The organism is Streptococcus oralis ATCC 35037 (genome assembly GCF_900637025.1).
GTDB lineage: Bacteria > Bacillota > Bacilli > Lactobacillales > Streptococcaceae > Streptococcus > Streptococcus oralis.
This window is the reverse complement of record NZ_LR134336.1, coordinates 1,735,195-1,757,462: the sequence shown is the minus strand read 5'-3', so window position 1 is coordinate 1,757,462 and position 22,268 is coordinate 1,735,195. Positions and strand designations below refer to the sequence as shown.

The following is a 22,268-nucleotide window of genomic DNA, read 5'->3' as shown; positions in this document are numbered from 1 at the left end:
ATCGTTTTTTCTGGGAAAAGGGAGTTGATAGTGAATGGTGTGATATATCCTATACGCAAAGAATGCTATTTCATTTTGTTGCGTGAATTAGCCTCTTGGTAGCTAGAAAGTTTAGAGCTGAGGTTGATTGCTAGTCAGTCACCTTAGAAGTGAAAGTAAAAGGAGCGAAGGAATGTTTTTAAAAATAATCAGTAGTATCTCTACAAATAATTTCCAAGATCCAAACATGATGGAAAAAATTAGCCATCTATGGCAGGAACACCAGAAAGAAGTAGAGGAGGCATTTGCCCAAGGGCTTTCGATTTATGCAGTCTATCATGATTATGTCAGCGACTACAAGGGGGATTACAGCTTGTCGCTCTGTAGTCTATCCGATAAAGAAGACTGGGATTTTGACACTTCAGGACAAACCTACCAAGTATTTGAGGTGGATACAAGTGATTCAAAAGGTTTTCTTCATACCTGGCAACAAATTTGGCAGGCAGAAGAAGCAAGAGAACTGCGACGTCAGTATAGTATTGATTTTGAAAAATATGATCCAGATCAGACAGTATCTATCTTTATCGCCACCTCCAAAAATGGGTAAATTGTCAAACTAAGTTTTATTTACGAAAGAGGATCAGAACATACTCTAGTAACTTAGGTTAGTAAAAAAACGAAAAAAGCTCGCAAATCCCTTGCAATCGCAGGGGCTTTGTGTTATTCTATTATGGTGCTGTAAATTACAGCCTTAGCTTTGATGCAAGAGGTTGCGACACGCTCGGTTGCATTGCCACGCAACGCGCGTCGGTTTTCTTGTGGAGCTAGCCTATTATCTTAAATAGACGAAAAGGAGAAAAAGATGGCAAACAAAAAAATCCGTATCCGTTTGAAAGCATACGAACACCGTACGCTTGACACAGCGGCTGCAAAAATCGTAGAATCAGCTACTCGTACAGGTGCACAAGTTGCGGGTCCAATCCCACTTCCAACTGAACGTAGCCTCTACACAATCATTCGTGCGACTCACAAATACAAAGACTCTCGCGAACAATTCGAAATGCGTACACACAAACGTTTGATCGATATCGTTAACCCAACTCAAAAAACAGTTGATGCCTTGATGAAATTGGATCTTCCAAGTGGTGTAAACGTAGAAATCAAGCTTTAATCCAAAGTTTGAAACCTTGAGCATGAAAAACGCTCGTTAAAAACTTTTTGAATAAAAAATATAGAAAAGGAACTATTTTCTCATGACAAAAGGAATCTTAGGGAAAAAAGTGGGAATGACTCAAATCTTCACTGAAGCTGGCGAATTGATCCCTGTAACAGTTATTGAAGCAACTCCAAACGTTGTTCTTCAAGTTAAAACTGTAGAAACAGACGGATACAACGCTATCCAAGTTGGTTTCGATGACAAACGCGAAGTATTGAGCAACAAACCTGCTAAAGGACATGTAGCGAAAGCTAACACGGCTCCTAAGCGCTTCATTCGTGAATTCAAAAACGTTGAAGGCTTGGAAGTTGGTGCTGAAATCACAGTTGAAACATTCGCAGCTGGAGACGTTGTTGACGTAACTGGTACTTCTAAAGGTAAAGGTTTCCAAGGTGTTATCAAACGCCACGGACAATCACGTGGACCAATGGCTCACGGTTCTCGTTACCACCGTCGTCCAGGTTCAATGGGACCTGTTGCACCTAACCGCGTATTCAAAGGTAAGAACCTTGCAGGACGTATGGGTGGCGACCGTGTAACAATTCAAAACCTTGAAGTTGTACAAGTTGTTCCAGAAAAGAACGTTATCCTTATCAAAGGTAACGTACCAGGTGCTAAGAAATCTCTTATCACTATCAAATCAGCAGTTAAAGCTGGTAAATAATAAAGAAAGGGGAAATCAGTCACAATGGCAAACGTAACATTATTTGACCAAACTGGTAAAGAAGCTGGCCAAGTTGTTCTTAACGATGCAGTATTTGGTATCGAACCAAATGAATCAGTTGTGTTTGATGTAATCATCAGCCAACGCGCAAGCCTTCGTCAAGGAACACACGCTGTTAAAAACCGCTCTGCAGTATCAGGTGGTGGACGCAAACCATGGCGTCAAAAAGGAACTGGACGTGCTCGTCAAGGTTCTATCCGCTCACCACAATGGCGTGGTGGTGGTGTTGTCTTCGGACCAACTCCACGTTCATATGGCTACAAACTTCCACAAAAAGTTCGTCGCCTAGCTCTTAAATCAGTTTACTCTGAAAAAGTTGCTGAAAACAAATTTGTAGCCGTTGATTCTCTTGAATTTACAGCTCCAAAAACTGCTGAATTTGCAAAAGTTCTTGCAGCATTGAGCATCGATTCTAAAGTTCTTGTTATCCTTGAAGAAGGAAATGAATTCGCAGCTCTTTCAGCTCGTAACCTTCCAAATGTGAAAGTTGCAACTGCTACAACTGCAAGTGTTCTTGACATCGCAAATAGCGACAAACTTCTTGTCACACAAGCAGCTATCTCTAAAATCGAGGAGGTTCTTGCATAATGAATTTGTATGATGTTATCAAAAAACCTGTCATCACTGAAAGCTCAATGGCTCAACTTGAAGCAGGAAAATATGTATTTGAAGTTGACACTCGTGCACACAAACTTTTGATTAAGCAAGCTGTTGAAGCTGCTTTCGAAGGTGTTAAAGTTGCCAATGTTAACACAATCAACGTAAAACCAAAAGCAAAACGTGTTGGACGTTACACTGGTTTTACTAACAAAACTAAAAAAGCTATCATCACACTTACAGCTGATTCAAAAGCAATCGAGTTGTTTGCTGCTGAAGCTGAATAATCTAAGGAGGAAATATCGTGGGAATTCGTGTTTATAAACCAACAACAAACGGTCGCCGTAATATGACTTCTTTGGATTTCGCTGAAATCACAACAAGCACTCCTGAAAAATCATTGCTTGTTGCTTTGAAGAGCAAGGCTGGTCGTAACAACAACGGTCGTATCACTGTTCGTCACCAAGGTGGTGGACACAAACGTTTCTACCGTTTGGTTGACTTCAAACGTAACAAAGACAACGTTGAAGCAGTTGTTAAAACAATCGAGTACGATCCAAACCGTTCTGCAAACATCGCTCTTGTACACTACACTGACGGTGTGAAAGCATACATCATTGCTCCAAAAGGTCTTGAAGTTGGTCAACGTATCGTTTCAGGTCCTGAAGCAGATATCAAAGTCGGAAACGCTCTTCCACTTGCTAACATCCCAGTTGGTACTTTGATTCACAATATCGAGTTGAAACCAGGTCGTGGTGGAGAATTGGTACGTGCTGCTGGTGCTTCTGCCCAAGTATTGGGTCAAGAAGGTAAATACGTTCTTGTTCGTCTTCAATCTGGCGAAGTTCGTATGATTCTTGGAACTTGTCGTGCTACAGTTGGTGTTGTCGGAAACGAACAACATGGACTTGTAAACCTTGGTAAAGCAGGACGTAGCCGTTGGAAAGGTATCCGCCCAACAGTTCGTGGTTCTGTAATGAACCCTAACGATCACCCACACGGTGGTGGTGAAGGTAAAGCACCAGTTGGTCGTAAAGCGCCATCTACTCCATGGGGCAAACCTGCTCTTGGTCTTAAAACTCGTAACAAGAAAGCGAAATCTGACAAACTTATCGTTCGTCGTCGCAACGAGAAATAATAGTAAACTAGTCGCCTAAGCAACTAGGAAATCCGCCAGCTCGGTAGCGCTCCATGTGAGCGCAAGCCGCTGTGGTACAACATTTAAAGGAGAAAATATAAAAATGGGACGCAGTCTTAAAAAAGGACCTTTCGTCGATGAGCATTTGATGAAAAAAGTTGAAGCTCAAGCTAACGACGAAAAGAAAAAAGTTATCAAAACTTGGTCACGTCGTTCAACGATCTTCCCAAGTTTCATTGGTTACACTATTGCAGTTTATGACGGACGTAAACACGTACCTGTTTACATCCAAGAAGACATGGTAGGTCACAAACTTGGTGAATTTGCACCAACTCGTACTTACAAAGGTCACGCTGCAGACGACAAGAAAACACGTAGAAAATAAGGAGAACATAAATGGCAGAAATTACTTCAGCTAAAGCAATGGCTCGTACAGTACGTGTTTCACCTCGTAAATCACGTCTTGTTCTTGACAACATCCGTGGTAAAAGCGTAGCCGATGCTATTGCAATCTTGACATTCACACCAAACAAAGCTGCTGAAATCATCTTGAAAGTTTTGAATTCAGCTGTAGCTAACGCTGAAAATAACTTTGGTTTGGACAAAGCTAACTTGGTAGTATCTGAAGCATTCGCAAACGAAGGACCAACTATGAAACGTTTCCGTCCACGTGCGAAAGGTTCAGCTTCACCAATCAACAAACGTACAGCTCACATCACTGTAGCTGTTGCAGAAAAATAAGGAGGTAACATCGTGGGTCAAAAAGTACATCCAATTGGTATGCGTGTCGGCATCATCCGTGATTGGGATGCCAAATGGTATGCTGAAAAAGAATACGCGGATTACCTTCATGAAGATCTTGCAATCCGTAAATTCGTTCAAAAAGAACTTGCTGACGCAGCAGTTTCAACTATCGAAATTGAACGCGCAGTAAACAAAGTTAACGTTTCACTTCACACTGCTAAACCAGGTATGGTTATCGGTAAAGGTGGTGCTAACGTTGATGCACTCCGTGCAAAACTTAACAAATTGACTGGAAAACAAGTACACATCAACATCATCGAAATCAAACAACCTGATTTGGATGCTCACCTTGTAGGTGAAGGAATTGCTCGTCAATTGGAGCAACGTGTCGCTTTCCGTCGTGCACAAAAACAAGCAATCCAACGTGCAATGCGTGCTGGAGCTAAAGGAATCAAAACTCAAGTATCAGGTCGTTTGAACGGTGCAGATATCGCCCGTGCTGAAGGATACTCTGAAGGAACTGTTCCACTTCACACACTTCGTGCAGATATCGATTACGCTTGGGAAGAAGCAGATACTACATACGGTAAACTTGGTGTTAAAGTATGGATCTATCGTGGTGAAGTTCTTCCAGCTCGTAAAAACACTAAAGGAGGTAAATAACCAATGTTAGTACCTAAACGTGTTAAACACCGTCGTGAATTCCGTGGAAAAATGCGCGGTGAAGCAAAAGGTGGAAAAGAAGTAGCATTTGGTGAATACGGTCTTCAAGCTACAACTAGCCACTGGATCACTAACCGCCAAATCGAAGCTGCTCGTATCGCCATGACTCGTTACATGAAACGTGGTGGTAAAGTTTGGATTAAAATCTTCCCACACAAATCATACACTGCTAAAGCTATCGGTGTGCGTATGGGATCTGGTAAAGGGGCACCTGAAGGTTGGGTAGCACCAGTTAAACGTGGTAAAGTGATGTTCGAAATCGCTGGTGTATCTGAAGAGATTGCTCGCGAAGCGCTTCGTCTTGCAAGCCACAAATTGCCAGTTAAATGTAAATTCGTAAAACGTGAAGCAGAATAAGGAGAAGGCATGAAACTTAATGAAGTAAAAGAATTTGTTAAAGAACTTCGTGGTCTTTCTCAAGAAGAACTCGCGAAGCGCGAAAACGAATTGAAAAAAGAATTGTTTGAACTTCGTTTCCAAGCTGCTACTGGTCAATTGGAACAAACAGCTCGCTTGAAAGAAGTTAAAAAACAAATCGCTCGTATCAAGACAGTTCAATCTGAAGCGAAATAATAGACTAGGGAAGGAGAAATTTCAATGGAACGCAATAATCGTAAGGTTCTTGTTGGACGTGTTGTATCTGACAAAATGGACAAGACAATCACAGTTGTAGTTGAAACAAAACGTAACCACCCAGTCTATGGTAAACGTATTAACTACTCTAAGAAATACAAAGCACATGATGAAAACAATGTTGCCAAAGAAGGCGATATCGTACGTATCATGGAAACTCGTCCGCTTTCAGCTACAAAACGTTTTCGTCTTGTAGAAGTTGTTGAAGAAGCGGTCATCATCTAATCAAACCTGAAAGGAGAAAACTGAAATGATTCAAACAGAAACTCGTTTGAAAGTCGCAGACAACAGCGGTGCGCGCGAAATCTTGACTATCAAAGTTCTTGGTGGTTCAGGACGTAAATTTGCAAACATCGGTGATGTTATCGTGGCATCTGTAAAACAAGCTACTCCTGGTGGTGCGGTTAAAAAAGGTGACGTTGTAAAAGCTGTTATCGTTCGTACTAAATCAGGTGCTCGTCGTGCTGATGGTTCATACATCAAATTTGACGAAAACGCAGCAGTTATCATCCGTGAAGACAAAACTCCTCGCGGAACACGTATCTTTGGCCCAGTTGCACGTGAATTGCGTGAAGGTGGCTTCATGAAGATCGTGTCACTTGCTCCAGAAGTACTTTAATTTTTAAAAACAAACTAGTCCCCTGGATTACTTTCCAGGGTGCCCTTATGGGCGTAAGAAAAATCAAGGAGAAACCTAATGTTTGTAAAAAAAGGCGACAAAGTTCGCGTAATCGCTGGTAAAGATAAGGGAACAGAAGCTGTTGTCCTTACTGCCCTTCCAAAAGTAAACAAAGTTATCGTTGAAGGTGTTAACATCGTTAAGAAACACCAACGTCCAACTAACGAGCTTCCTCAAGGTGGTATCATCGAGAAAGAAGCAGCTATCCACGTATCAAACGTTCAAGTATTGGACAAAAATGGTGTAGCTGGTCGTGTTGGTTACAAATTTGTAGACGGTAAAAAAGTTCGCTACAACAAAAAATCAGGCGAAGTGCTTGATTAATCACGAAGGAAAGGAGAAGTATAATGGCAAATCGTTTAAAAGAAAAATATCTTAATGAAGTAGTTCCTGCTTTGACAGAACAATTCAACTACTCATCAGTGATGGCTGTGCCTAAAGTAGATAAGATCGTTTTGAACATGGGTGTTGGTGAAGCTGTATCAAACGCTAAAAGTCTTGAAAAAGCTGCTGAAGAATTGGCACTTATCTCAGGTCAAAAACCACTTATCACTAAAGCTAAAAAATCAATCGCCGGCTTCCGTCTTCGTGAAGGTGTAGCGATCGGTGCAAAAGTTACCCTTCGTGGTGAACGTATGTACGAATTCTTGGACAAATTGGTTTCAGTTTCACTTCCACGTGTGCGTGACTTCCACGGTGTTCCAACAAAATCATTTGATGGACGCGGAAACTACACTCTTGGTGTGAAAGAACAATTGATCTTCCCAGAAATCAACTTTGATGACGTTGACAAAACTCGTGGTCTTGACATCGTTATCGTAACAACTGCTAACACTGACGAAGAGTCACGTGCATTGCTTACAGGCCTTGGAATGCCTTTTGCAAAATAATATAGGAGGTAAATCTAATGGCTAAAAAATCAATGATTGCTAAGAACAAACGTCCAGCGAAGTTCTCTACTCAAGCTTATACTCGTTGTGAAAAATGTGGTCGTCCACATTCAGTTTACCGCAAATTTAAACTTTGCCGTGTTTGCTTCCGTGAATTAGCTTACAAAGGACAAATTCCTGGTGTAACAAAAGCATCTTGGTAATTTAAGATATCAAGGGCGTTAAAACTCCAAGTGAAAATAGGAAACTTGACGAAGAAACTGAATTTTCTAGGAAAGTTTATCTTTTTCACACAGGGTTTAGCCCGGGTTCAGTTGGGCTTGCCAATTTGAACACGAGCTACAGCTTTGGCAAAAAAGACCAATTTTCTTTGGAGCATCGCTCCTGCATCAAATTGCCTATTTTTGCTCTTGCTGTTACGCTCTTTGTATCATGTATTAACTAGCAAGTGCAACTTGCAAACTACTAGTAAGAGGAGAAAAACAAAATGGTTATGACTGACCCAATCGCAGACTTCCTAACTCGTATTCGTAACGCTAACCAAGCGAAACACGAAGTACTTGAAGTACCTGCATCAAACATCAAAAAAGGGATTGCTGAAATCCTTAAACGCGAAGGTTTTGTTAAGAACGTAGAAATCATCGAAGATGACAAACAAGGCATCATCCGTGTATTCCTTAAATACGGACCAAACGGTGAAAAAGTTATCACTAACTTGAAACGTGTTTCTAAACCAGGACTTCGTGTCTACAAAAAACGTGAAGATCTTCCAAAAGTTCTTAACGGACTTGGAATTGCTATCCTTTCAACTTCTGAAGGTTTGCTTACTGATAAAGAAGCTCGCCAAAAGAATGTTGGTGGTGAGGTTATCGCTTACGTTTGGTAAAATCAAGATACAAAGCTCGTAAAGAACAAAGCAAAATTAGGAAGTTGGAGAAGTTTGTTTACAAACAAGCCAACTTATCTATTTTGCACAGTTCTTAGAGCGTGTTCAATTTAGCTATTGAACTCAATAAGTATCTTTAACCCCGTGAAAACTGGCCGTTATGGCCTGACAATCTAACAGGAGAAAATAAACATGTCACGTATTGGTAATAAAGTTATCGTGTTGCCTGCTGGTGTTGAAATCACTAACAATGACAACGTTGTAACTGTAAAAGGACCTAAAGGAGAACTTACTCGTGAGTTCTCAAAAGATATTGAAATCCGTGTGGAAGGTACGGAAGTAACTCTTCACCGTCCAAACGATTCAAAAGAAATGAAAACAATCCACGGAACTACTCGTGCCCTTTTGAACAACATGGTTGTTGGTGTATCAGAAGGATTCAAGAAAGAACTTGAAATGCGCGGGGTTGGTTACCGTGCACAACTTCAAGGATCTAAACTTGTTTTGGCTGTTGGTAAATCTCATCCAGACGAAGTTGAAGCTCCAGAAGGAATTACTTTTGAACTTCCAAACCCAACAACAATCGTTGTTAGCGGAATTTCAAAAGAAGTAGTTGGTCAAACAGCTGCTTACGTACGTAGCCTTCGTTCACCAGAACCATATAAAGGTAAAGGTATCCGTTACGTTGGTGAATTCGTTCGCCGTAAAGAAGGTAAAACAGGTAAATAATGTTGAGTGGTTGATTTTCAACCACCAACCTATTTTCCAACTTAGTGCATAGCACACGATTTAAAACTAAAGAGGTGAAAACTGTGATTTCTAAACCAGATAAAAACAAACTCCGCCAAAAACGCCACCGTCGCGTTCGCGGAAAACTCTCTGGAACTGCTGATCGCCCACGTTTGAACGTATTCCGTTCTAATACAGGCATCTACGCTCAAGTGATTGATGACGTAGCGGGTGTAACGCTCGCAAGTGCTTCAACTCTTGACAAAGAAGTTTCAAAAGGAACTAAAACTGAACAAGCCGTTGCTGTCGGTAAACTCGTTGCAGAACGTGCAAACGCTAAAGGTATTTCAGAAGTGGTGTTCGACCGCGGTGGATATCTATATCACGGACGTGTGAAAGCTTTGGCTGATGCAGCTCGTGAAAACGGATTGAAATTCTAATAGGAGGACACTAGAAAATGGCATTTAAAGACAATGCAGTTGAATTAGAAGAACGCGTAGTTGCTGTCAACCGTGTTACAAAAGTTGTTAAAGGTGGACGTCGTCTTCGTTTCGCAGCTCTTGTTGTTGTTGGTGACCACAATGGTCGCGTAGGATTTGGTACTGGTAAAGCTCAAGAAGTTCCAGAAGCAATCCGCAAAGCAGTAGAAGATGCTAAGAAAAACTTGATTGAGGTTCCTATGGTTGGAACAACAATCCCACACGAAGTTCTTTCAGAATTCGGTGGAGCTAAAGTATTGTTGAAACCTGCTGTAGAAGGTTCTGGAGTTGCCGCTGGTGGTGCAGTTCGTGCCGTTGTGGAATTGGCAGGTGTGGCAGATATTACATCTAAATCACTTGGCTCTAACACTCCAATCAACATTGTTCGCGCAACTGTTGAAGGTTTGAAACAATTGAAACGCGCTGAAGAAGTTGCTGCCCTTCGTGGTATTTCAGTTTCTGATTTGGCATAAGAAAGGGGATAAAATGGCTCAAATTAAAATTACTTTGACTAAGTCTCCAATCGGACGCATTCCATCACAACGTAAAACTGTTGTAGCACTTGGACTTGGCAAATTGAACAGCTCTGTTATCAAAGAAGACAACGCTGCTATCCGTGGTATGATCACTGCAGTATCTCACTTGGTAACAGTTGAAGAAGTAAACTAATGAATTTTTAGGGGATGTGGCAATACTCATCCCCTAAAACTAGGTATAGTCATCTTAGATGACGATGTATAGGCGAGTTGATAAGGGAGACAACCTTTTCTCTCTTATCGGCGCTAGCATTTTACAAAAGAGGAGAAAATAATAATGAAACTTCATGAATTGAAACCTGCAGAAGGTTCTCGTAAAGTACGTAACCGTGTTGGTCGTGGTACTTCATCAGGTAACGGTAAAACATCTGGTCGCGGTCAAAAAGGTCAAAAAGCTCGTAGCGGTGGCGGAGTTCGCCTTGGTTTTGAAGGTGGACAAACTCCATTGTTCCGTCGTCTTCCAAAACGCGGATTCACTAACATCAACGCTAAAGAATATGCAATTGTAAACCTTGACCAATTGAACGTCTTTGAAGACGGTGCAGAAGTAACTCCAGTTGTACTTATCGAAGCAGGAATTGTGAAAGCTGAAAAATCAGGAGTTAAAATTCTTGGTAACGGTGAGTTGACTAAGAAATTGACTGTGAAAGCAGCTAAATTCTCTAAATCAGCTGAGGAAGCTATCACTGCTAAAGGTGGTTCTGTAGAAGTCATCTAAGAGAGGTGACCCATGTTTTTTAAATTACTAAAAGAAGCGCTCAAGGTTAAACAAGTTCGATCAAAAATTCTCTTTACGATTTTTATCATCCTTGTTTTCCGTATTGGGACAAGTATCACTGTTCCAGGTGTGAATGCAAAAAGTTTAGAAGCTCTCAGTGGTTTATCTTTCTTGAACATGCTTAGTCTTGTTTCAGGGAATGCCATGAAGAACTTCTCCGTTTTTGCACTCGGTGTGAGTCCGTATATCACTGCTTCCATCGTTGTTCAATTGCTACAAATGGATATTTTACCGAAGTTTGTAGAATGGGGCAAACAAGGGGAAGTGGGACGGAGAAAACTAAACCAGGCTACTCGTTACATTGCGCTTGTGCTTGCATTTGTTCAATCTATCGGGATTACAGCAGGATTTAATACTCTATCTGGAGCGAAATTATTAACGACAGCTTTAACTCCACAAGTTTTTGTTACTATTGGTATTATCCTCACAGCAGGTAGTATGATTGTAACTTGGCTCGGGGAACAAATTACAGATAAGGGATACGGAAATGGTGTTTCTATGATCATCTTTGCAGGTATTGTTGCTTCAATTCCTGAGATGATTAAAGGCATCTATGTTGACTACTTCGTCAATATTCCAAGTAGCCGTTTGACTTCATCTATTATCTTTGTCGTTATTTTGATTATCGCTGTCTTGTTGATTGTTTACTTTACAACCTTTGTTCAACAGGCAGAATATAAAATTCCAATCCAATATACAAAAGTTGCTCAAGGAGCCCCATCAAGCTCATACCTTCCATTGAAGGTAAACCCAGCGGGGGTTATCCCAGTTATCTTTGCAAGTTCCATCACAGCAGCACCTGCAGCCATTCTTCAATTTTTGAGTGCTACAGGTCATGATTGGGCTTGGGTACGTACAGCACAGGAAATGTTATCTACAACATCTCCGACAGGTGTTGCTATGTATGCCTTGTTAATCATTCTCTTTACATTCTTCTATACATTTGTACAGATCAATCCAGAGAAAGCAGCAGAAAACTTGCAAAAGAGTGGAGCCTACATTCATGGTGTCCGTCCTGGTAAGGGTACTGAAGAGTTCATGTCGAAACTTCTTCGTCGCCTTGCGACTGTCGGATCAATCTTCCTTGGTGTGATTTCAATCTTGCCGATTGTGGCAAAAGATGTCTTTGGTCTTTCAGAAGCTGTTGCTTTTGGGGGAACTAGTCTTTTGATCATTATCTCAACCGGTATCGAAGGAATCAAACAGCTAGAAGGTTACCTATTGAAACGTAAGTATGTTGGTTTCATGGATAAAACAGAATAAAAGCAAAATTACTTTTGCTTAGAGAGTGGAGTATGAAGATCTATCTATCAGAGAGATTTTCGTCTCCCCTCTTCTATTTTGTTTTTAAATAGGGGTTGAATGAGATTTCTACTTCTATTTAAATACAAAATAAGGAGATCCTATCATGAATCTTTTGATTATGGGCTTACCTGGAGCAGGTAAGGGAACGCAAGCAGCTAAAATTGTGGAGCAATTCCACGTGGCACACATTTCAACTGGAGATATGTTCCGTGCTGCTATGGCAAATCAAACTGAAATGGGTGTACTTGCCAAGTCATATATTGACAAAGGTGAGTTAGTTCCAGATGAAGTTACAAATGGAATCGTTAAAGAACGCCTTTCACAGGACGACATCAAGGAAACAGGTTTCTTGTTGGATGGTTACCCACGTACGATTGAACAAGCCCATGCCTTGGACAAAACATTGGCGGAACTTGGTATCGAACTAGAAGGCGTGATCAATATCGAAGTGAATCCAGATTGTCTCTTAGAACGTTTGAGTGGTCGTATCATCCACCGCGAAACAGGTGAAACCTTCCACAAAGTTTTCAACCCACCAGTTGACTATAAAGAGGAAGATTACTACCAACGTGAAGATGATAAACCTGAGACAGTGAAGCGTCGTTTGGATGTGAATATCGCCCAAGGTGAACCAATCATTGCTCACTACCGTGCCAAAGGATTGGTCCACGATATCGAAGGAAATCAAGATATCAATGATGTGTTCAAAGACATCGAAAAAGTATTGACAAATTTGAAATAAAGCGTTTTTCACACTTGCAAAAAATCGCTACAAATGTTATACTGAGATAGTCTGACTTATAATTGTTGTCTCTGTTTTCAGAGGCATCGAATCGAAATTTATGGAGGTGCTTTTGCGTGGCAAAAGACGATGTGATTGAAGTTGAAGGCAAAGTAGTCGATACAATGCCTAACGCAATGTTTACGGTTGAACTTGAAAATGGACATCAGATTTTAGCAACAGTTTCTGGTAAAATTCGTAAAAACTATATTCGTATTTTAGCGGGAGATCGTGTTACTGTCGAGATGAGTCCATATGACTTGACACGTGGACGTATCACTTACCGCTTTAAATAATCGAAAAACTTGGAGGGATAAAAAATGAAAGTAAGACCATCGGTCAAACCAATTTGCGAATACTGTAAAGTAATTCGTCGTAATGGTCGTGTTATGGTAATTTGCCCAGCAAATCCAAAACACAAACAACGTCAAGGATAAGATAGAAAGGAGAAAACATGGCTCGTATTGCTGGAGTTGACATTCCAAATGACAAACGCGTAGTAATCTCATTGACTTACGTTTATGGTATCGGACTTGCAACATCTAAGAAAATTTTGGCTGCTGCTGGAATCTCAGAAGATGTTCGTGTACGTGACCTTACATCAGATCAAGAAGATGCTATCCGTCGTGAAGTGGATGCAATCAAAGTTGAAGGTGACCTTCGTCGTGAAGTAAACTTGAACATCAAACGTTTGATGGAAATCGGTTCTTACCGTGGTATTCGTCACCGTCGTGGACTTCCTGTCCGTGGACAAAACACTAAAAACAACGCTCGCACTCGTAAAGGTAAAGCTGTTGCGATTGCTGGTAAGAAAAAATAATATAGGAGGTAAAAGTCTTGGCTAAACCAACACGTAAACGTCGTGTGAAAAAGAATATCGAATCTGGTATTGCTCATATTCACGCTACATTTAATAACACTATTGTTATGATTACTGATGTGCATGGTAATGCAATTGCTTGGTCATCAGCTGGTGCTCTTGGTTTCAAAGGTTCTCGTAAATCTACACCATTCGCTGCTCAAATGGCTTCTGAAGCTGCTGCTAAATCTGCACAAGAACACGGTCTTAAATCAGTTGAAGTTACTGTAAAAGGTCCAGGTTCTGGTCGTGAGTCAGCTATTCGTGCGCTTGCTGCCGCTGGTCTTGAAGTAACAGCAATTCGTGATGTGACTCCAGTGCCACACAATGGTGCTCGTCCTCCAAAACGTCGCCGTGTATAATCATCGCATTACACTGCTTTTCGTTTAAGAGGGAGTAACTAAATGATTGAGTTTGAAAAACCAAATATAACAAAAATTGATGAAAATAAAGATTATGGCAAGTTTGTAATCGAACCACTTGAACGTGGATACGGTACAACTCTTGGTAACTCTCTTCGTCGTGTACTACTAGCTTCTCTACCAGGAGCAGCAGTGACATCTATCAATATTGATGGTGTGTTACATGAGTTTGACACAGTTCCAGGTGTTCGTGAAGACGTGATGCAAATCATTCTGAACATTAAAGGGATTGCAGTGAAATCATACGTTGAAGACGAAAAAATCATTGAACTTGACGTTGAAGGTCCTGCTGAAATTACAGCTGGAGACATTTTGACTGACAGTGATATTGAGATTGTAAATCCAGATCATTATCTCTTTACAATTGGTGAAGGTTCTTCTCTAAAAGCGACAATGACTGTTAACAGTGGTCGTGGATATGTACCTGCTGATGAAAACAAAAAAGATAATGCACCAGTTGGAACACTTGCTGTAGATTCTATTTATACACCAGTTACAAAAGTCAACTATCAAGTAGAGCCTGCTCGTGTAGGTAGCAATGATGGATTTGACAAATTAACCCTTGAAATCTTGACTAATGGAACAATTATTCCAGAAGATGCTTTAGGGCTTTCAGCACGTATCTTGACAGAACATCTTGATTTGTTTACAAATCTTACTGAGATTGCTAAGTCAACTGAAGTGATGAAAGAAGCTGATACTGAATCTGACGATCGTATTTTGGATCGTACGATTGAGGAACTGGACTTGTCTGTGCGTTCATACAACTGTTTGAAACGTGCCGGTATCAACACTGTGCATGATTTGACAGAAAAATCTGAAGCAGAGATGATGAAAGTACGAAATCTTGGACGCAAGAGTTTGGAAGAAGTGAAACTCAAACTCATTGACTTGGGTCTTGGATTAAAAGATAAATAAAGGAGGAATACATGGCTTACCGTAAACTAGGACGCACTAGCTCACAACGTAAAGCAATGCTTCGCGATTTGACAACTGACCTTTTGATCAACGAATCAATCGTGACAACTGAAGCTCGTGCTAAAGAAATCCGTAAAACTGTTGAAAAAATGATTACTCTAGGTAAACGTGGTGATTTGCATGCACGTCGTCAAGCAGCTGCTTTCGTACGTAATGAAATCGCATCTGAAAACTATGATGAAGCAACTGATAAGTACACTTCTACTACAGCACTTCAAAAATTGTTCTCAGAAATCGCACCTCGTTATGCTGAACGTAACGGTGGATACACTCGTATCCTTAAAACTGAACCACGTCGTGGTGATGCTGCGCCAATGGCGATCATCGAATTAGTATAAAATCATCAATTTTGTTGAGTGTTATGATGATGGAGTCTTGTGCTCTTAGTCTAGCTCTGGTCTACCGCTGGGACTTCGGTCCTAGCGGGAACACTCATCATCATTTGATAGGGTAGACGCTTGTTTACGAAATTGTTTTTTTCTTAAGAACAACTTCGTAAGCAGGCGTTTTTTAGTATTTTTTACGGAAATATGCTATACTAAGGAAAAAGAAAACCAAAAACGTTCAGGTTTTCTAATAATCGTAGAATGGGAGTCTAAAGATGAAGGCTATTATTACAGTGGTTGGCAAGGACAAGACTGGCATTGTTGCTGGCGTGTCTACTAAGATTGCAGAGTTGGGTTTGAATATTGACGATATTTCTCAGACGGTGTTGGATGAATACTTTACTATGATGGCGGTCGTTTCTAGTGACGAAAAACAGGATTTCACTTATCTTCGAAATGAGTTTGAAACTTTCGGCCAAACCTTGAATGTTAAAATCAATATTCAAAGTGCAGCGATTTTTGATGCTATGTATAATATCTAGGAGGTGGCTATGGATATTAGACAAGTTACGGAAACCATTGCCATGATTGAAGAGCAGAACTTCGATATCAGAACCATCACCATGGGGATTTCCCTTTTGGACTGTATTGATCCAGATATCAATCGTGCTGCTGAAAAGATTTACCAAAAAATCACCACTAAAGCTGCAAATCTAGTGGCTGTAGGAGATGAAATTGCTGCGGAACTAGGGATTCCTATTGTTAATAAACGGGTATCGGTGACTCCGACTTCTTTAATTGGTGCTGCGACTGATGCGACAGACTATGTTGTTTTGGCAAAGGCACTTGACAAGGCGGCCAAGGAGATCGGTGTTGACTTTATCGGTGGATTCTCAGCTTTGGTACAAAAAGGCTACCAAAAAGGAGATGAAATTCTCATCAATTCTATCCCACGCGCTCTAGCTGAGACAGACAAGGTTTGTTCGTCCGTCAATATCGGCTCGACCAAGTCAGGTATCAACATGACTGCGGTCGCTGATATGGGACGTATCATCAAGGAAACAGCTGCGCTATCAGATATGGGTGCGGCCAAGTTGGTCGTATTTGCCAATGCTGTTGAGGACAATCCTTTTATGGCAGGGGCCTTTCATGGTGTTGGCGAAGCAGATGTCATCATCAATGTCGGGGTTTCGGGTCCTGGTGTGGTCAAGCGCGCCTTGGAAAAGGTTCGTGGACAGAGCTTTGATGTAGTGGCGGAAACGGTCAAGAAAACGGCCTTCAAGATTACTCGTATCGGTCAATTAGTTGGTCAGATGGCCAGCGAGAGACTGGGTGTTGATTTTGGAATTGTTGACCTAAGTTTGGCACCTACTCCTGCAGTTGGTGATTCTGTGGCTCGTGTCCTTGAGGAAATGGGTCTAGAAACAGTTGGTACGCATGGGACGACGGCTGCCCTCGCTCTTTTGAATGACCAAGTTAAGAAGGGCGGAGTGATGGCTTGTAACCAAGTCGGTGGCTTGTCAGGTGCTTTTATCCCCGTTTCTGAAGATGAGGGAATGATTGCTGCGGTGCAAGATGGTTCTCTGAATTTAGAGAAACTAGAGGCCATGACGGCTATCTGTTCTGTTGGGTTGGATATGATTGCCATTCCGGAAGATACGCCTGCTGAAACCATTGCAGCTATGATTGCGGATGAGGCGGCCATCGGTGTTATTAACATGAAAACAACGGCTGTCCGTATTATTCCAAAGGGAAAAGAAGGCGATATGATTGAGTTTGGTGGCTTGCTAGGGACAGCTCCAGTGATGAAAGTCAACGGGGCTTCGTCTGTTGATTTCATCTCTCGCGGTGGGCAAATCCCAGCTCCAATCCATAGTTTTAAAAATTAATAAAAAAGCGAGAGGATTTAAGTTGAGTTTAAGGATGACTGTGTATACTATAATCATTAAATAAAGACCTCCTAACTTTATTTAATAGAAATCCTAAACTTTTTCATAATAATCTCCTAGGGAAGCTACCATGAGGGTAGCTTTTCTTTTGGATAATTTACAAATGTTGGCTTTGCTTTTGAAAGCCGAATATTTCTTTGATCCATGATATAATAGAAGAAAATGGAGGATAGAAAATGTCTAAAGTAAGATTGTATTTGGTCCGTCATGGGAAAACGATGTTTAACACCATTGGACGTGCTCAAGGATGGAGTGATACACCTCTGACTGCAGAAGGTGAGTTGGGAATCCATGAACTGGGAATTGGCTTGAGAGAGTCTGGCTTGCAGTTTGACCGCGCTTATTCCAGTGATTCAGGTCGCACTATTCAAACCATGGGAATTATCCTAGAAGAACTTGGCCTGCAGGGGAAAATCCCTTACCGCATGGACAAGCGAATCCGTGAGTGGTGCTTTGGTAGTTTTGATGGGGCCTATGATGGGGACCTCTTTATGGGGTTGATTCCTCGTATTTTTAATGTGGACCATGTTCATCAGTTGTCCTATGCAGAACTAGCAGAAGGTTTGGTAGAGGTTGATACTGCTGGTTGGGCAGAAGGCTGGGAAAAACTCAGTGGTCGAATCAAGGAAGGTTTTGAAACGATTGCCAAAGAAATGGAAGAACAAGGTGGGGGCAATGCTCTCGTCGTCAGCCATGGAATGACTATTGGGACTATTGTGTATCTGATCAATGGTATGCATCCACATGGTCTAGATAATGGTAGCGTGACGATTCTTGAATATGAGGACGGTCAGTTTAGCGTAGAAGTTGTTGGTGACCGTAGCTATCGAGAGCTCGGACGTGAGAAGATGGAAGAGCCCTCTATTCAGTCAAAATAGAACGGCTTGCCATAAACTAGAGATTTGATAACCATATCAAAATAAGAAAAAACAGCCAAGGGATATCCTTTTGGCTGTTTTTGATAGGGGAAAACTAGAGGGTAATGCTATTGTTTTTAGAAATTTTCATAAATAGTAATAATGAAGTAACTGTCAAGACAGTGAGGATAGTTGACAAAGCAGCTGCTACGCCATAATTTCCACGAAGTACTTCAGTGTAGATAGCTACGGTCATAGTTTTTGTTTTGGCATTATATAGCAGGATAGAAGTAGATAGTTCTGAAATCATTGTTACCCATGATAGAATAGATCCAGAAATAATACCGGGTAACATCATTGGAACAGTGATTTTACTGAAAGTATTGAGACGGCTACTTCCTAAACTCTCAGCTGCTTCTTCAATACTAGGTGCTATTTGTTGTAAGCTAGCAACAGATGAGCGGATTGTATAAGGGAGTCTTCTTACAGATAAGGAGATAATCAAGATGAAGGCTGTTCCTGTAATCATAAGGAAGCCACTTCCGAAGATACCTGTATTGAATGAAGAGATAAAGGCAATACCGAGAACTGTTCCTGGTACGATATAAGGTACCATACTAAGGCTATCAATTAAGTTTGTAAACAAATTTCGTTTTCTAACAGCTAGGTAGGAGATAAATGATGCAAATAAAACAACTAGAATCAAAGCAATCAAAGGAATGCGAATCGTATTAAAAATAGTAGCTCCCATGCGATTGAAGGCAATCTTGTAACTGTTTAGAGAATAGCCTTTGACAAATACCATACCTGATGTTTTTAGGAAAGAGGTATAAATCAAAAATAATTGAGGTAGAACAGAAAATAAGACAATTCCGTAAACTGTTGCATAAATTGCTGCCATTTTTCCTTTTGTAGTTTTTTTCGGCTCAATTGGATGGAGAGAATTCATGCTGAAACTATAGCGATTGGAAATATATTTTTGAATAAGAAAGATTGTTAAAGCAATGATAATCGCCATGATTGCTAAAGCAGATGCAAAAGCAGAATTTCCGCCAACCTCACTAATGAATTGATTATAAATTAAAACAGGGAAAGTTCGATATCCTTCACCAATTAACATAGGAGTTCCGAAGTCGGAGAATGCTCTCATAAATACGAGTAGGGCAGCGGCAAGTAAAGTTGGAACTAAAAGGGGCAAAACAACTGTTATCATACGTTTGAATCCAAATACCCCCATACTTTCAGCGGCTTCAAGAAGAGAATGGTCAATTCTTTTCATGGCTCCAGCCACGTATAGAAAAACTAATGGGAATAGCTGGAGTGTAAACACAAGTACAATTCCTTTGAAGCCATAAATATCAATAGCTGGAAGATGAAGGGCATTTGTCAAGAATTTAGTGATGACACCATTTCGTCCCAACAAGAGAATCCAAGAGTATGCCCCTACGAAAGGAGCTGACATGGAAGCGATGATAATCAATATCTGTAAAAATTTCTTTCCTTTGAAGTCATATATAGAAAAGAGGTAAGCTAATAAGGTCCCTAAAACTAGGGAAGTTACAGTAGAAGTAATGGAGACGTTAAAACTGTTTACTAGTGTCTCAGAGTAATAGGATTTACTAAAGAAATCTTCAAAATTAGCGAGTGAGAATTGACCTTCATGTATGAGTGCTTGCTTGAGTACAATAATAATTGGATAAACAAGAAAAATAAGATAGGTAAGAAAGATGAAGAATGAGGAGGCTGTCCAAATATTTAATTTTTTACCTTTCATAGCCAACTCCTGTAATAAGATTTTGGGAACCATCTGCAGAAAAGACATTTAACTTTTGAGTATTGATTCGTAGACGAATTCGATCCCCTTTTTGAAGATCTTCTTCAAAAGTTGATTCTTCGCTGACCTGTATTTTTGAAGAAAATGCAGTCTCTACAAAATATTCAGTGGTGAGTCCAAGATAAACACTATCGGAAATGATTCCTTCAATATCTCCAGATTCATCTTTGATAAACTCTTCGGGACGGATACTCACAAGAACAGCTTGTTCCTTAGCTTGATCAAGAGCTGGCATAGGGAGGGCATAGCCATCTGAGAAGACGATATAAGCACTGTCGCTCTTTTTTTGTAGTTTGGCTGGGATGAGATTTGTGCGTCCAATAAAGGTTGCCACAAACTCATTAGCTGGTTTATGATAGAGTTCTTTTGGTCGTCCGACTTGTTGGATGATCCCATCTTTCATAACGGCAATCTGGTCTGAAATAGCCATCGCTTCTTCTTGATCGTGGGTCACATATACAGTTGTAATTCCCACTTCGTGTTGAATTTCTCGAATAACTTGGCGCATATCTAAGCGAAGTTTCGCATCCAGGTTACTAAGTGGTTCGTCCATGAGGAGAACACTTGGATTAACAGCTAATGCACGTGCTAAGGCGACACGTTGTTGTTGTCCACCACTGAGCTTATCGGGCTTTCGATCTGCGTATTGATCAATTTGCATTAGTTCCAGATATTTATTAGTTTGTCGAACTAATTCATCTTTTGGAACCTTTTTTTGTTTAAGACCAAAAGCAACATTATCTCGGACAGTCAAATGTGGGAAAATAGCGTAGTTTTGGAAAACCATGCCGATGTTGCGTTTGCTGGGTTCTATATTATTTATTTTAGTATCATCGAAGTAAAATTCTCCGCCTTCAATACTGTTGAAGCCTGCAATCATTCGAAGAAGGGTCGTTTTTCCACAACCTGAAGGTCCAAGAATGGTGAAAAGACTTCCTTTTGGAATCGTAACGTTTAAATTCTCAATGACAGGAATATCATGGTAGATTTTTTTTGCGTTAATAATTTTGATCTCACTCATAGTGACCCTCTTTTACTGTTTCGATTGAATGTTAGTGAAAATATCATTGTACTTTTTAAGAATAGCTGATTTATTTTGGATGACATAATCTGAATCTTCAGTAGCGATATTGATTTCTGTCATTGATTTCATATTTTTATTGGTTTTAGCATTTTTTCGAATAGGTCTGATGGTTGTTTCAGTTCCTAGTTCATCCTGAATGTCTTGAGAAAGAAGGAAATCGATAAATTTTTTAGCGTTTTCCATATGTTTGGCATTTTTGATAATAGCTGCGTTACCAGGCAAAAAGACGGTTCCTTCTTTTGGATAAATGACTTTTACATCAACGCCATCGTTTAAGAGTTTCAATGCAGGATCTTCATAGGTGAGTCCGACAGCCATTTCTCCGTCAGCGACTGATTTGTAGACATTTGAAGAACTAGAAGCAATTTTCCCATCTACTAAGCTAAATAGATTTTTCACATATGTCCAAGCTTGCTCATTTTCATAGCCCCCTTGATCCACAAGCATGTTTGTTAATTGAGCAAAGGCACTAGAAGAATTACTTGGATCAGCAGTAGCGATTTTTCCTTTTAATTTGGGATTGAGTAGATCATTGTAGCCTTCAATTTTAATGTCTTTTGTAAGAGCTGAATTGGCAATGATGACACTGACGTCAAGTGTGTAAGGGGTGTAGAATCCGGTTTTATTTTGGTATTCAGGGATAATTTGGTCGTTTTCTTGGGAAGTATACGGCTCAAAGAGTTTTTCGTTAGAAGAGAAGAGTGCGTAGGAACCTCCAAAAATGACATCAGCTACAGGAGCTTCTTTCTCAGCCTCAGCTTTCTTGAATAATTCACCAGTACTAGCTTGGACTAAATCAACCTTGATGCCATATTTTTCTTCGAAGGCTGGGATTGTTTCTTCAATAAGATCTTCAGGGTTAGGCGAATAAACAACTAAAGTCTTATCCGTATCATTTTCAATGCTAGTTTCAGCTTCTGTTGTTGAAGAACATCCTGACAAAAGTAGAAATATCCAGCTGAAATAGAGAAGTGATAGTGTTTTTTTCATAATTTTTCTCCTTTTTTACGAACATTATTCTCTGTTTGTTTACCTAATGTTTTCAATTACAGAGTTCTACATCATATAATAAAAACCTTAAAGAAATCTAAAACGAGAAATATGAGTTAAAGAAGTTAGGGGAAGTAGCTACAAGAGACAAA

Annotated in this window: 36 protein-coding genes; 33 read left to right on the top strand and 3 right to left on the bottom strand. The window is 40.4% G+C overall.

The window, feature by feature from the left end; all coding sequences use genetic code 11:
* Positions 1 to 172 precede the first annotated feature (172 nt).
* From EL140_RS08740 to EL140_RS08580, 33 genes are all read left to right on the top strand, one after another.
* A complete protein-coding gene (locus EL140_RS08740) occupies positions 173 to 586 on the top strand; it encodes an effector binding domain-containing protein (protein WP_000478847.1) in 414 nt (137 codons plus the stop codon).
* Between the two features lie 255 nt (positions 587 to 841).
* Positions 842 to 1,150: a 30S ribosomal protein S10 gene (gene rpsJ, locus EL140_RS08735; protein WP_001284513.1), complete on the top strand. Its 309-nt coding sequence runs from the start codon at positions 842 to 844 to the stop codon at positions 1,148 to 1,150.
* 82 nt (positions 1,151 to 1,232) lie between these two features.
* Complete coding sequence (gene rplC, locus EL140_RS08730) at positions 1,233 to 1,859, top strand: 50S ribosomal protein L3 (RefSeq protein ID WP_000160197.1); 627 nt, start codon at positions 1,233 to 1,235, stop codon at positions 1,857 to 1,859.
* 24 nt (positions 1,860 to 1,883) lie between these two features.
* Positions 1,884 to 2,507 carry a 50S ribosomal protein L4 gene (gene rplD, locus EL140_RS08725; RefSeq protein WP_000024539.1) on the top strand — a complete coding sequence of 208 codons (624 nt, stop codon included), beginning with the start codon at positions 1,884 to 1,886 and terminating at the stop codon, positions 2,505 to 2,507.
* Positions 2,507 to 2,803, top strand: a complete 297-nt coding sequence (locus EL140_RS08720; RefSeq protein ID WP_001055347.1) for a 50S ribosomal protein L23 — start codon at positions 2,507 to 2,509, stop codon at positions 2,801 to 2,803. The genes rplD and EL140_RS08720 overlap by 1 nt, the downstream gene beginning before the upstream one ends.
* A gap of 17 nt (positions 2,804 to 2,820) precedes the next feature.
* A complete protein-coding gene (gene rplB / locus EL140_RS08715; RefSeq protein WP_000512910.1) occupies positions 2,821 to 3,654 on the top strand; it encodes a 50S ribosomal protein L2 in 834 nt (277 codons plus the stop codon).
* Positions 3,655 to 3,757: 103 nt separating this feature from the next.
* The gene (gene rpsS / locus EL140_RS08710) at positions 3,758 to 4,039 is read left to right on the top strand and encodes a 30S ribosomal protein S19 (protein ID WP_000533766.1); all 282 of its coding nucleotides are present in this window, start codon (positions 3,758 to 3,760) and stop codon (positions 4,037 to 4,039) included.
* Between the two features lie 11 nt (positions 4,040 to 4,050).
* Positions 4,051 to 4,395 carry a 50S ribosomal protein L22 gene (rplV, locus tag EL140_RS08705; RefSeq protein ID WP_000818137.1) on the top strand — a complete coding sequence of 115 codons (345 nt, stop codon included), beginning with the start codon at positions 4,051 to 4,053 and terminating at the stop codon, positions 4,393 to 4,395.
* Positions 4,396 to 4,407: 12 nt separating this feature from the next.
* The gene (gene rpsC / locus EL140_RS08700) at positions 4,408 to 5,061 is read left to right on the top strand and encodes a 30S ribosomal protein S3 (protein ID WP_000529936.1); all 654 of its coding nucleotides are present in this window, start codon (positions 4,408 to 4,410) and stop codon (positions 5,059 to 5,061) included.
* A 3-nt stretch (positions 5,062 to 5,064) separates the two neighbouring features.
* Positions 5,065 to 5,478, top strand: a complete 414-nt coding sequence (rplP, locus tag EL140_RS08695; RefSeq protein WP_000960946.1) for a 50S ribosomal protein L16 — start codon at positions 5,065 to 5,067, stop codon at positions 5,476 to 5,478.
* 9 nt (positions 5,479 to 5,487) lie between these two features.
* Entirely contained in the window at positions 5,488 to 5,694 is a 207-nt protein-coding gene (gene rpmC / locus EL140_RS08690) for a 50S ribosomal protein L29 (protein ID WP_000772918.1), read from the top strand.
* 24 nt (positions 5,695 to 5,718) lie between these two features.
* Positions 5,719 to 5,979, top strand: a complete 261-nt coding sequence (rpsQ, locus tag EL140_RS08685) for a 30S ribosomal protein S17 (RefSeq protein WP_000440801.1) — start codon at positions 5,719 to 5,721, stop codon at positions 5,977 to 5,979.
* Between the two features lie 25 nt (positions 5,980 to 6,004).
* Positions 6,005 to 6,373 carry a 50S ribosomal protein L14 gene (gene rplN, locus EL140_RS08680; RefSeq protein WP_000616545.1) on the top strand — a complete coding sequence of 123 codons (369 nt, stop codon included), beginning with the start codon at positions 6,005 to 6,007 and terminating at the stop codon, positions 6,371 to 6,373.
* Positions 6,374 to 6,451: 78 nt separating this feature from the next.
* Positions 6,452 to 6,757, top strand: coding sequence for a 50S ribosomal protein L24 (gene rplX, locus EL140_RS08675; protein ID WP_000497691.1), 306 nt, complete (start codon positions 6,452 to 6,454; stop codon positions 6,755 to 6,757).
* Positions 6,758 to 6,780: 23 nt separating this feature from the next.
* Entirely contained in the window at positions 6,781 to 7,323 is a 543-nt protein-coding gene (rplE, locus tag EL140_RS08670) for a 50S ribosomal protein L5 (protein WP_000013542.1), read from the top strand.
* A 17-nt stretch (positions 7,324 to 7,340) separates the two neighbouring features.
* Complete coding sequence (locus EL140_RS08665) at positions 7,341 to 7,526, top strand: type Z 30S ribosomal protein S14 (protein ID WP_001085697.1); 186 nt, start codon at positions 7,341 to 7,343, stop codon at positions 7,524 to 7,526.
* A gap of 284 nt (positions 7,527 to 7,810) precedes the next feature.
* Positions 7,811 to 8,209, top strand: a complete 399-nt coding sequence (gene rpsH / locus EL140_RS08660; protein ID WP_000245504.1) for a 30S ribosomal protein S8 — start codon at positions 7,811 to 7,813, stop codon at positions 8,207 to 8,209.
* Between the two features lie 192 nt (positions 8,210 to 8,401).
* A complete protein-coding gene (gene rplF, locus EL140_RS08655) occupies positions 8,402 to 8,938 on the top strand; it encodes a 50S ribosomal protein L6 (RefSeq protein ID WP_000086626.1) in 537 nt (178 codons plus the stop codon).
* A gap of 83 nt (positions 8,939 to 9,021) precedes the next feature.
* A complete protein-coding gene (gene rplR / locus EL140_RS08650) occupies positions 9,022 to 9,378 on the top strand; it encodes a 50S ribosomal protein L18 (RefSeq protein WP_000624044.1) in 357 nt (118 codons plus the stop codon).
* Between the two features lie 17 nt (positions 9,379 to 9,395).
* On the top strand, positions 9,396 to 9,890 hold the full coding sequence (rpsE, locus tag EL140_RS08645; protein ID WP_000874204.1) for a 30S ribosomal protein S5: 495 nt from the start codon (positions 9,396 to 9,398) through the stop codon (positions 9,888 to 9,890).
* Positions 9,891 to 9,903: 13 nt separating this feature from the next.
* Positions 9,904 to 10,086, top strand: a complete 183-nt coding sequence (gene rpmD / locus EL140_RS08640) for a 50S ribosomal protein L30 (protein WP_000057241.1) — start codon at positions 9,904 to 9,906, stop codon at positions 10,084 to 10,086.
* A 144-nt stretch (positions 10,087 to 10,230) separates the two neighbouring features.
* Positions 10,231 to 10,671, top strand: coding sequence for a 50S ribosomal protein L15 (gene rplO / locus EL140_RS08635; RefSeq protein ID WP_000766089.1), 441 nt, complete (start codon positions 10,231 to 10,233; stop codon positions 10,669 to 10,671).
* A 12-nt stretch (positions 10,672 to 10,683) separates the two neighbouring features.
* Positions 10,684 to 11,994 carry a preprotein translocase subunit SecY gene (gene secY / locus EL140_RS08630; protein WP_000465385.1) on the top strand — a complete coding sequence of 437 codons (1,311 nt, stop codon included), beginning with the start codon at positions 10,684 to 10,686 and terminating at the stop codon, positions 11,992 to 11,994.
* A gap of 145 nt (positions 11,995 to 12,139) precedes the next feature.
* Positions 12,140 to 12,778: an adenylate kinase gene (locus EL140_RS08625; protein ID WP_001050433.1), complete on the top strand. Its 639-nt coding sequence runs from the start codon at positions 12,140 to 12,142 to the stop codon at positions 12,776 to 12,778.
* Positions 12,779 to 12,894: 116 nt separating this feature from the next.
* The gene (gene infA / locus EL140_RS08620; protein ID WP_001029883.1) at positions 12,895 to 13,113 is read left to right on the top strand and encodes a translation initiation factor IF-1; all 219 of its coding nucleotides are present in this window, start codon (positions 12,895 to 12,897) and stop codon (positions 13,111 to 13,113) included.
* 24 nt (positions 13,114 to 13,137) lie between these two features.
* The gene (gene rpmJ / locus EL140_RS08615) at positions 13,138 to 13,254 is read left to right on the top strand and encodes a 50S ribosomal protein L36 (protein WP_001808836.1); all 117 of its coding nucleotides are present in this window, start codon (positions 13,138 to 13,140) and stop codon (positions 13,252 to 13,254) included.
* 17 nt (positions 13,255 to 13,271) lie between these two features.
* On the top strand, positions 13,272 to 13,637 hold the full coding sequence (rpsM, locus tag EL140_RS08610) for a 30S ribosomal protein S13 (protein ID WP_000090781.1): 366 nt from the start codon (positions 13,272 to 13,274) through the stop codon (positions 13,635 to 13,637).
* Positions 13,638 to 13,654: 17 nt separating this feature from the next.
* Positions 13,655 to 14,038 carry a 30S ribosomal protein S11 gene (gene rpsK / locus EL140_RS08605; protein WP_001118385.1) on the top strand — a complete coding sequence of 128 codons (384 nt, stop codon included), beginning with the start codon at positions 13,655 to 13,657 and terminating at the stop codon, positions 14,036 to 14,038.
* 42 nt (positions 14,039 to 14,080) lie between these two features.
* The gene (locus EL140_RS08600; protein ID WP_000568984.1) at positions 14,081 to 15,016 is read left to right on the top strand and encodes a DNA-directed RNA polymerase subunit alpha; all 936 of its coding nucleotides are present in this window, start codon (positions 14,081 to 14,083) and stop codon (positions 15,014 to 15,016) included.
* An 11-nt stretch (positions 15,017 to 15,027) separates the two neighbouring features.
* Complete coding sequence (gene rplQ, locus EL140_RS08595) at positions 15,028 to 15,414, top strand: 50S ribosomal protein L17 (RefSeq protein ID WP_000331493.1); 387 nt, start codon at positions 15,028 to 15,030, stop codon at positions 15,412 to 15,414.
* A gap of 263 nt (positions 15,415 to 15,677) precedes the next feature.
* Positions 15,678 to 15,944, top strand: a complete 267-nt coding sequence (locus EL140_RS08590) for an ACT domain-containing protein (protein ID WP_000644135.1) — start codon at positions 15,678 to 15,680, stop codon at positions 15,942 to 15,944.
* A 9-nt stretch (positions 15,945 to 15,953) separates the two neighbouring features.
* A complete protein-coding gene (locus EL140_RS08585) occupies positions 15,954 to 17,291 on the top strand; it encodes a PFL family protein (protein ID WP_000354908.1) in 1,338 nt (445 codons plus the stop codon).
* 236 nt (positions 17,292 to 17,527) lie between these two features.
* Positions 17,528 to 18,229: a histidine phosphatase family protein gene (locus tag EL140_RS08580; protein WP_000049286.1), complete on the top strand. Its 702-nt coding sequence runs from the start codon at positions 17,528 to 17,530 to the stop codon at positions 18,227 to 18,229.
* A 94-nt stretch (positions 18,230 to 18,323) separates the two neighbouring features.
* Here EL140_RS08580 and EL140_RS08575 read toward each other — a convergent pair whose 3' ends face one another.
* The 3 genes from EL140_RS08575 to EL140_RS08565 are packed head-to-tail and all read right to left on the bottom strand — an operon-like array spanning position 18,324 to position 22,116.
* Entirely contained in the window at positions 18,324 to 19,982 is a 1,659-nt protein-coding gene (locus EL140_RS08575) for an ABC transporter permease (RefSeq protein WP_000676640.1), read from the bottom strand.
* Positions 19,972 to 21,063, bottom strand: coding sequence for an ABC transporter ATP-binding protein (locus EL140_RS08570; protein ID WP_001289678.1), 1,092 nt, complete (start codon positions 21,061 to 21,063; stop codon positions 19,972 to 19,974). The genes EL140_RS08575 and EL140_RS08570 overlap by 11 nt, the downstream gene beginning before the upstream one ends.
* A 12-nt stretch (positions 21,064 to 21,075) precedes the next feature.
* Positions 21,076 to 22,116 (bottom strand): ABC transporter substrate-binding protein, encoded by a 1,041-nt coding sequence (locus EL140_RS08565; RefSeq protein WP_000753273.1) that lies wholly within the window; start codon positions 22,114 to 22,116, stop codon positions 21,076 to 21,078.
* Positions 22,117 to 22,268 lie beyond the last annotated feature (152 nt).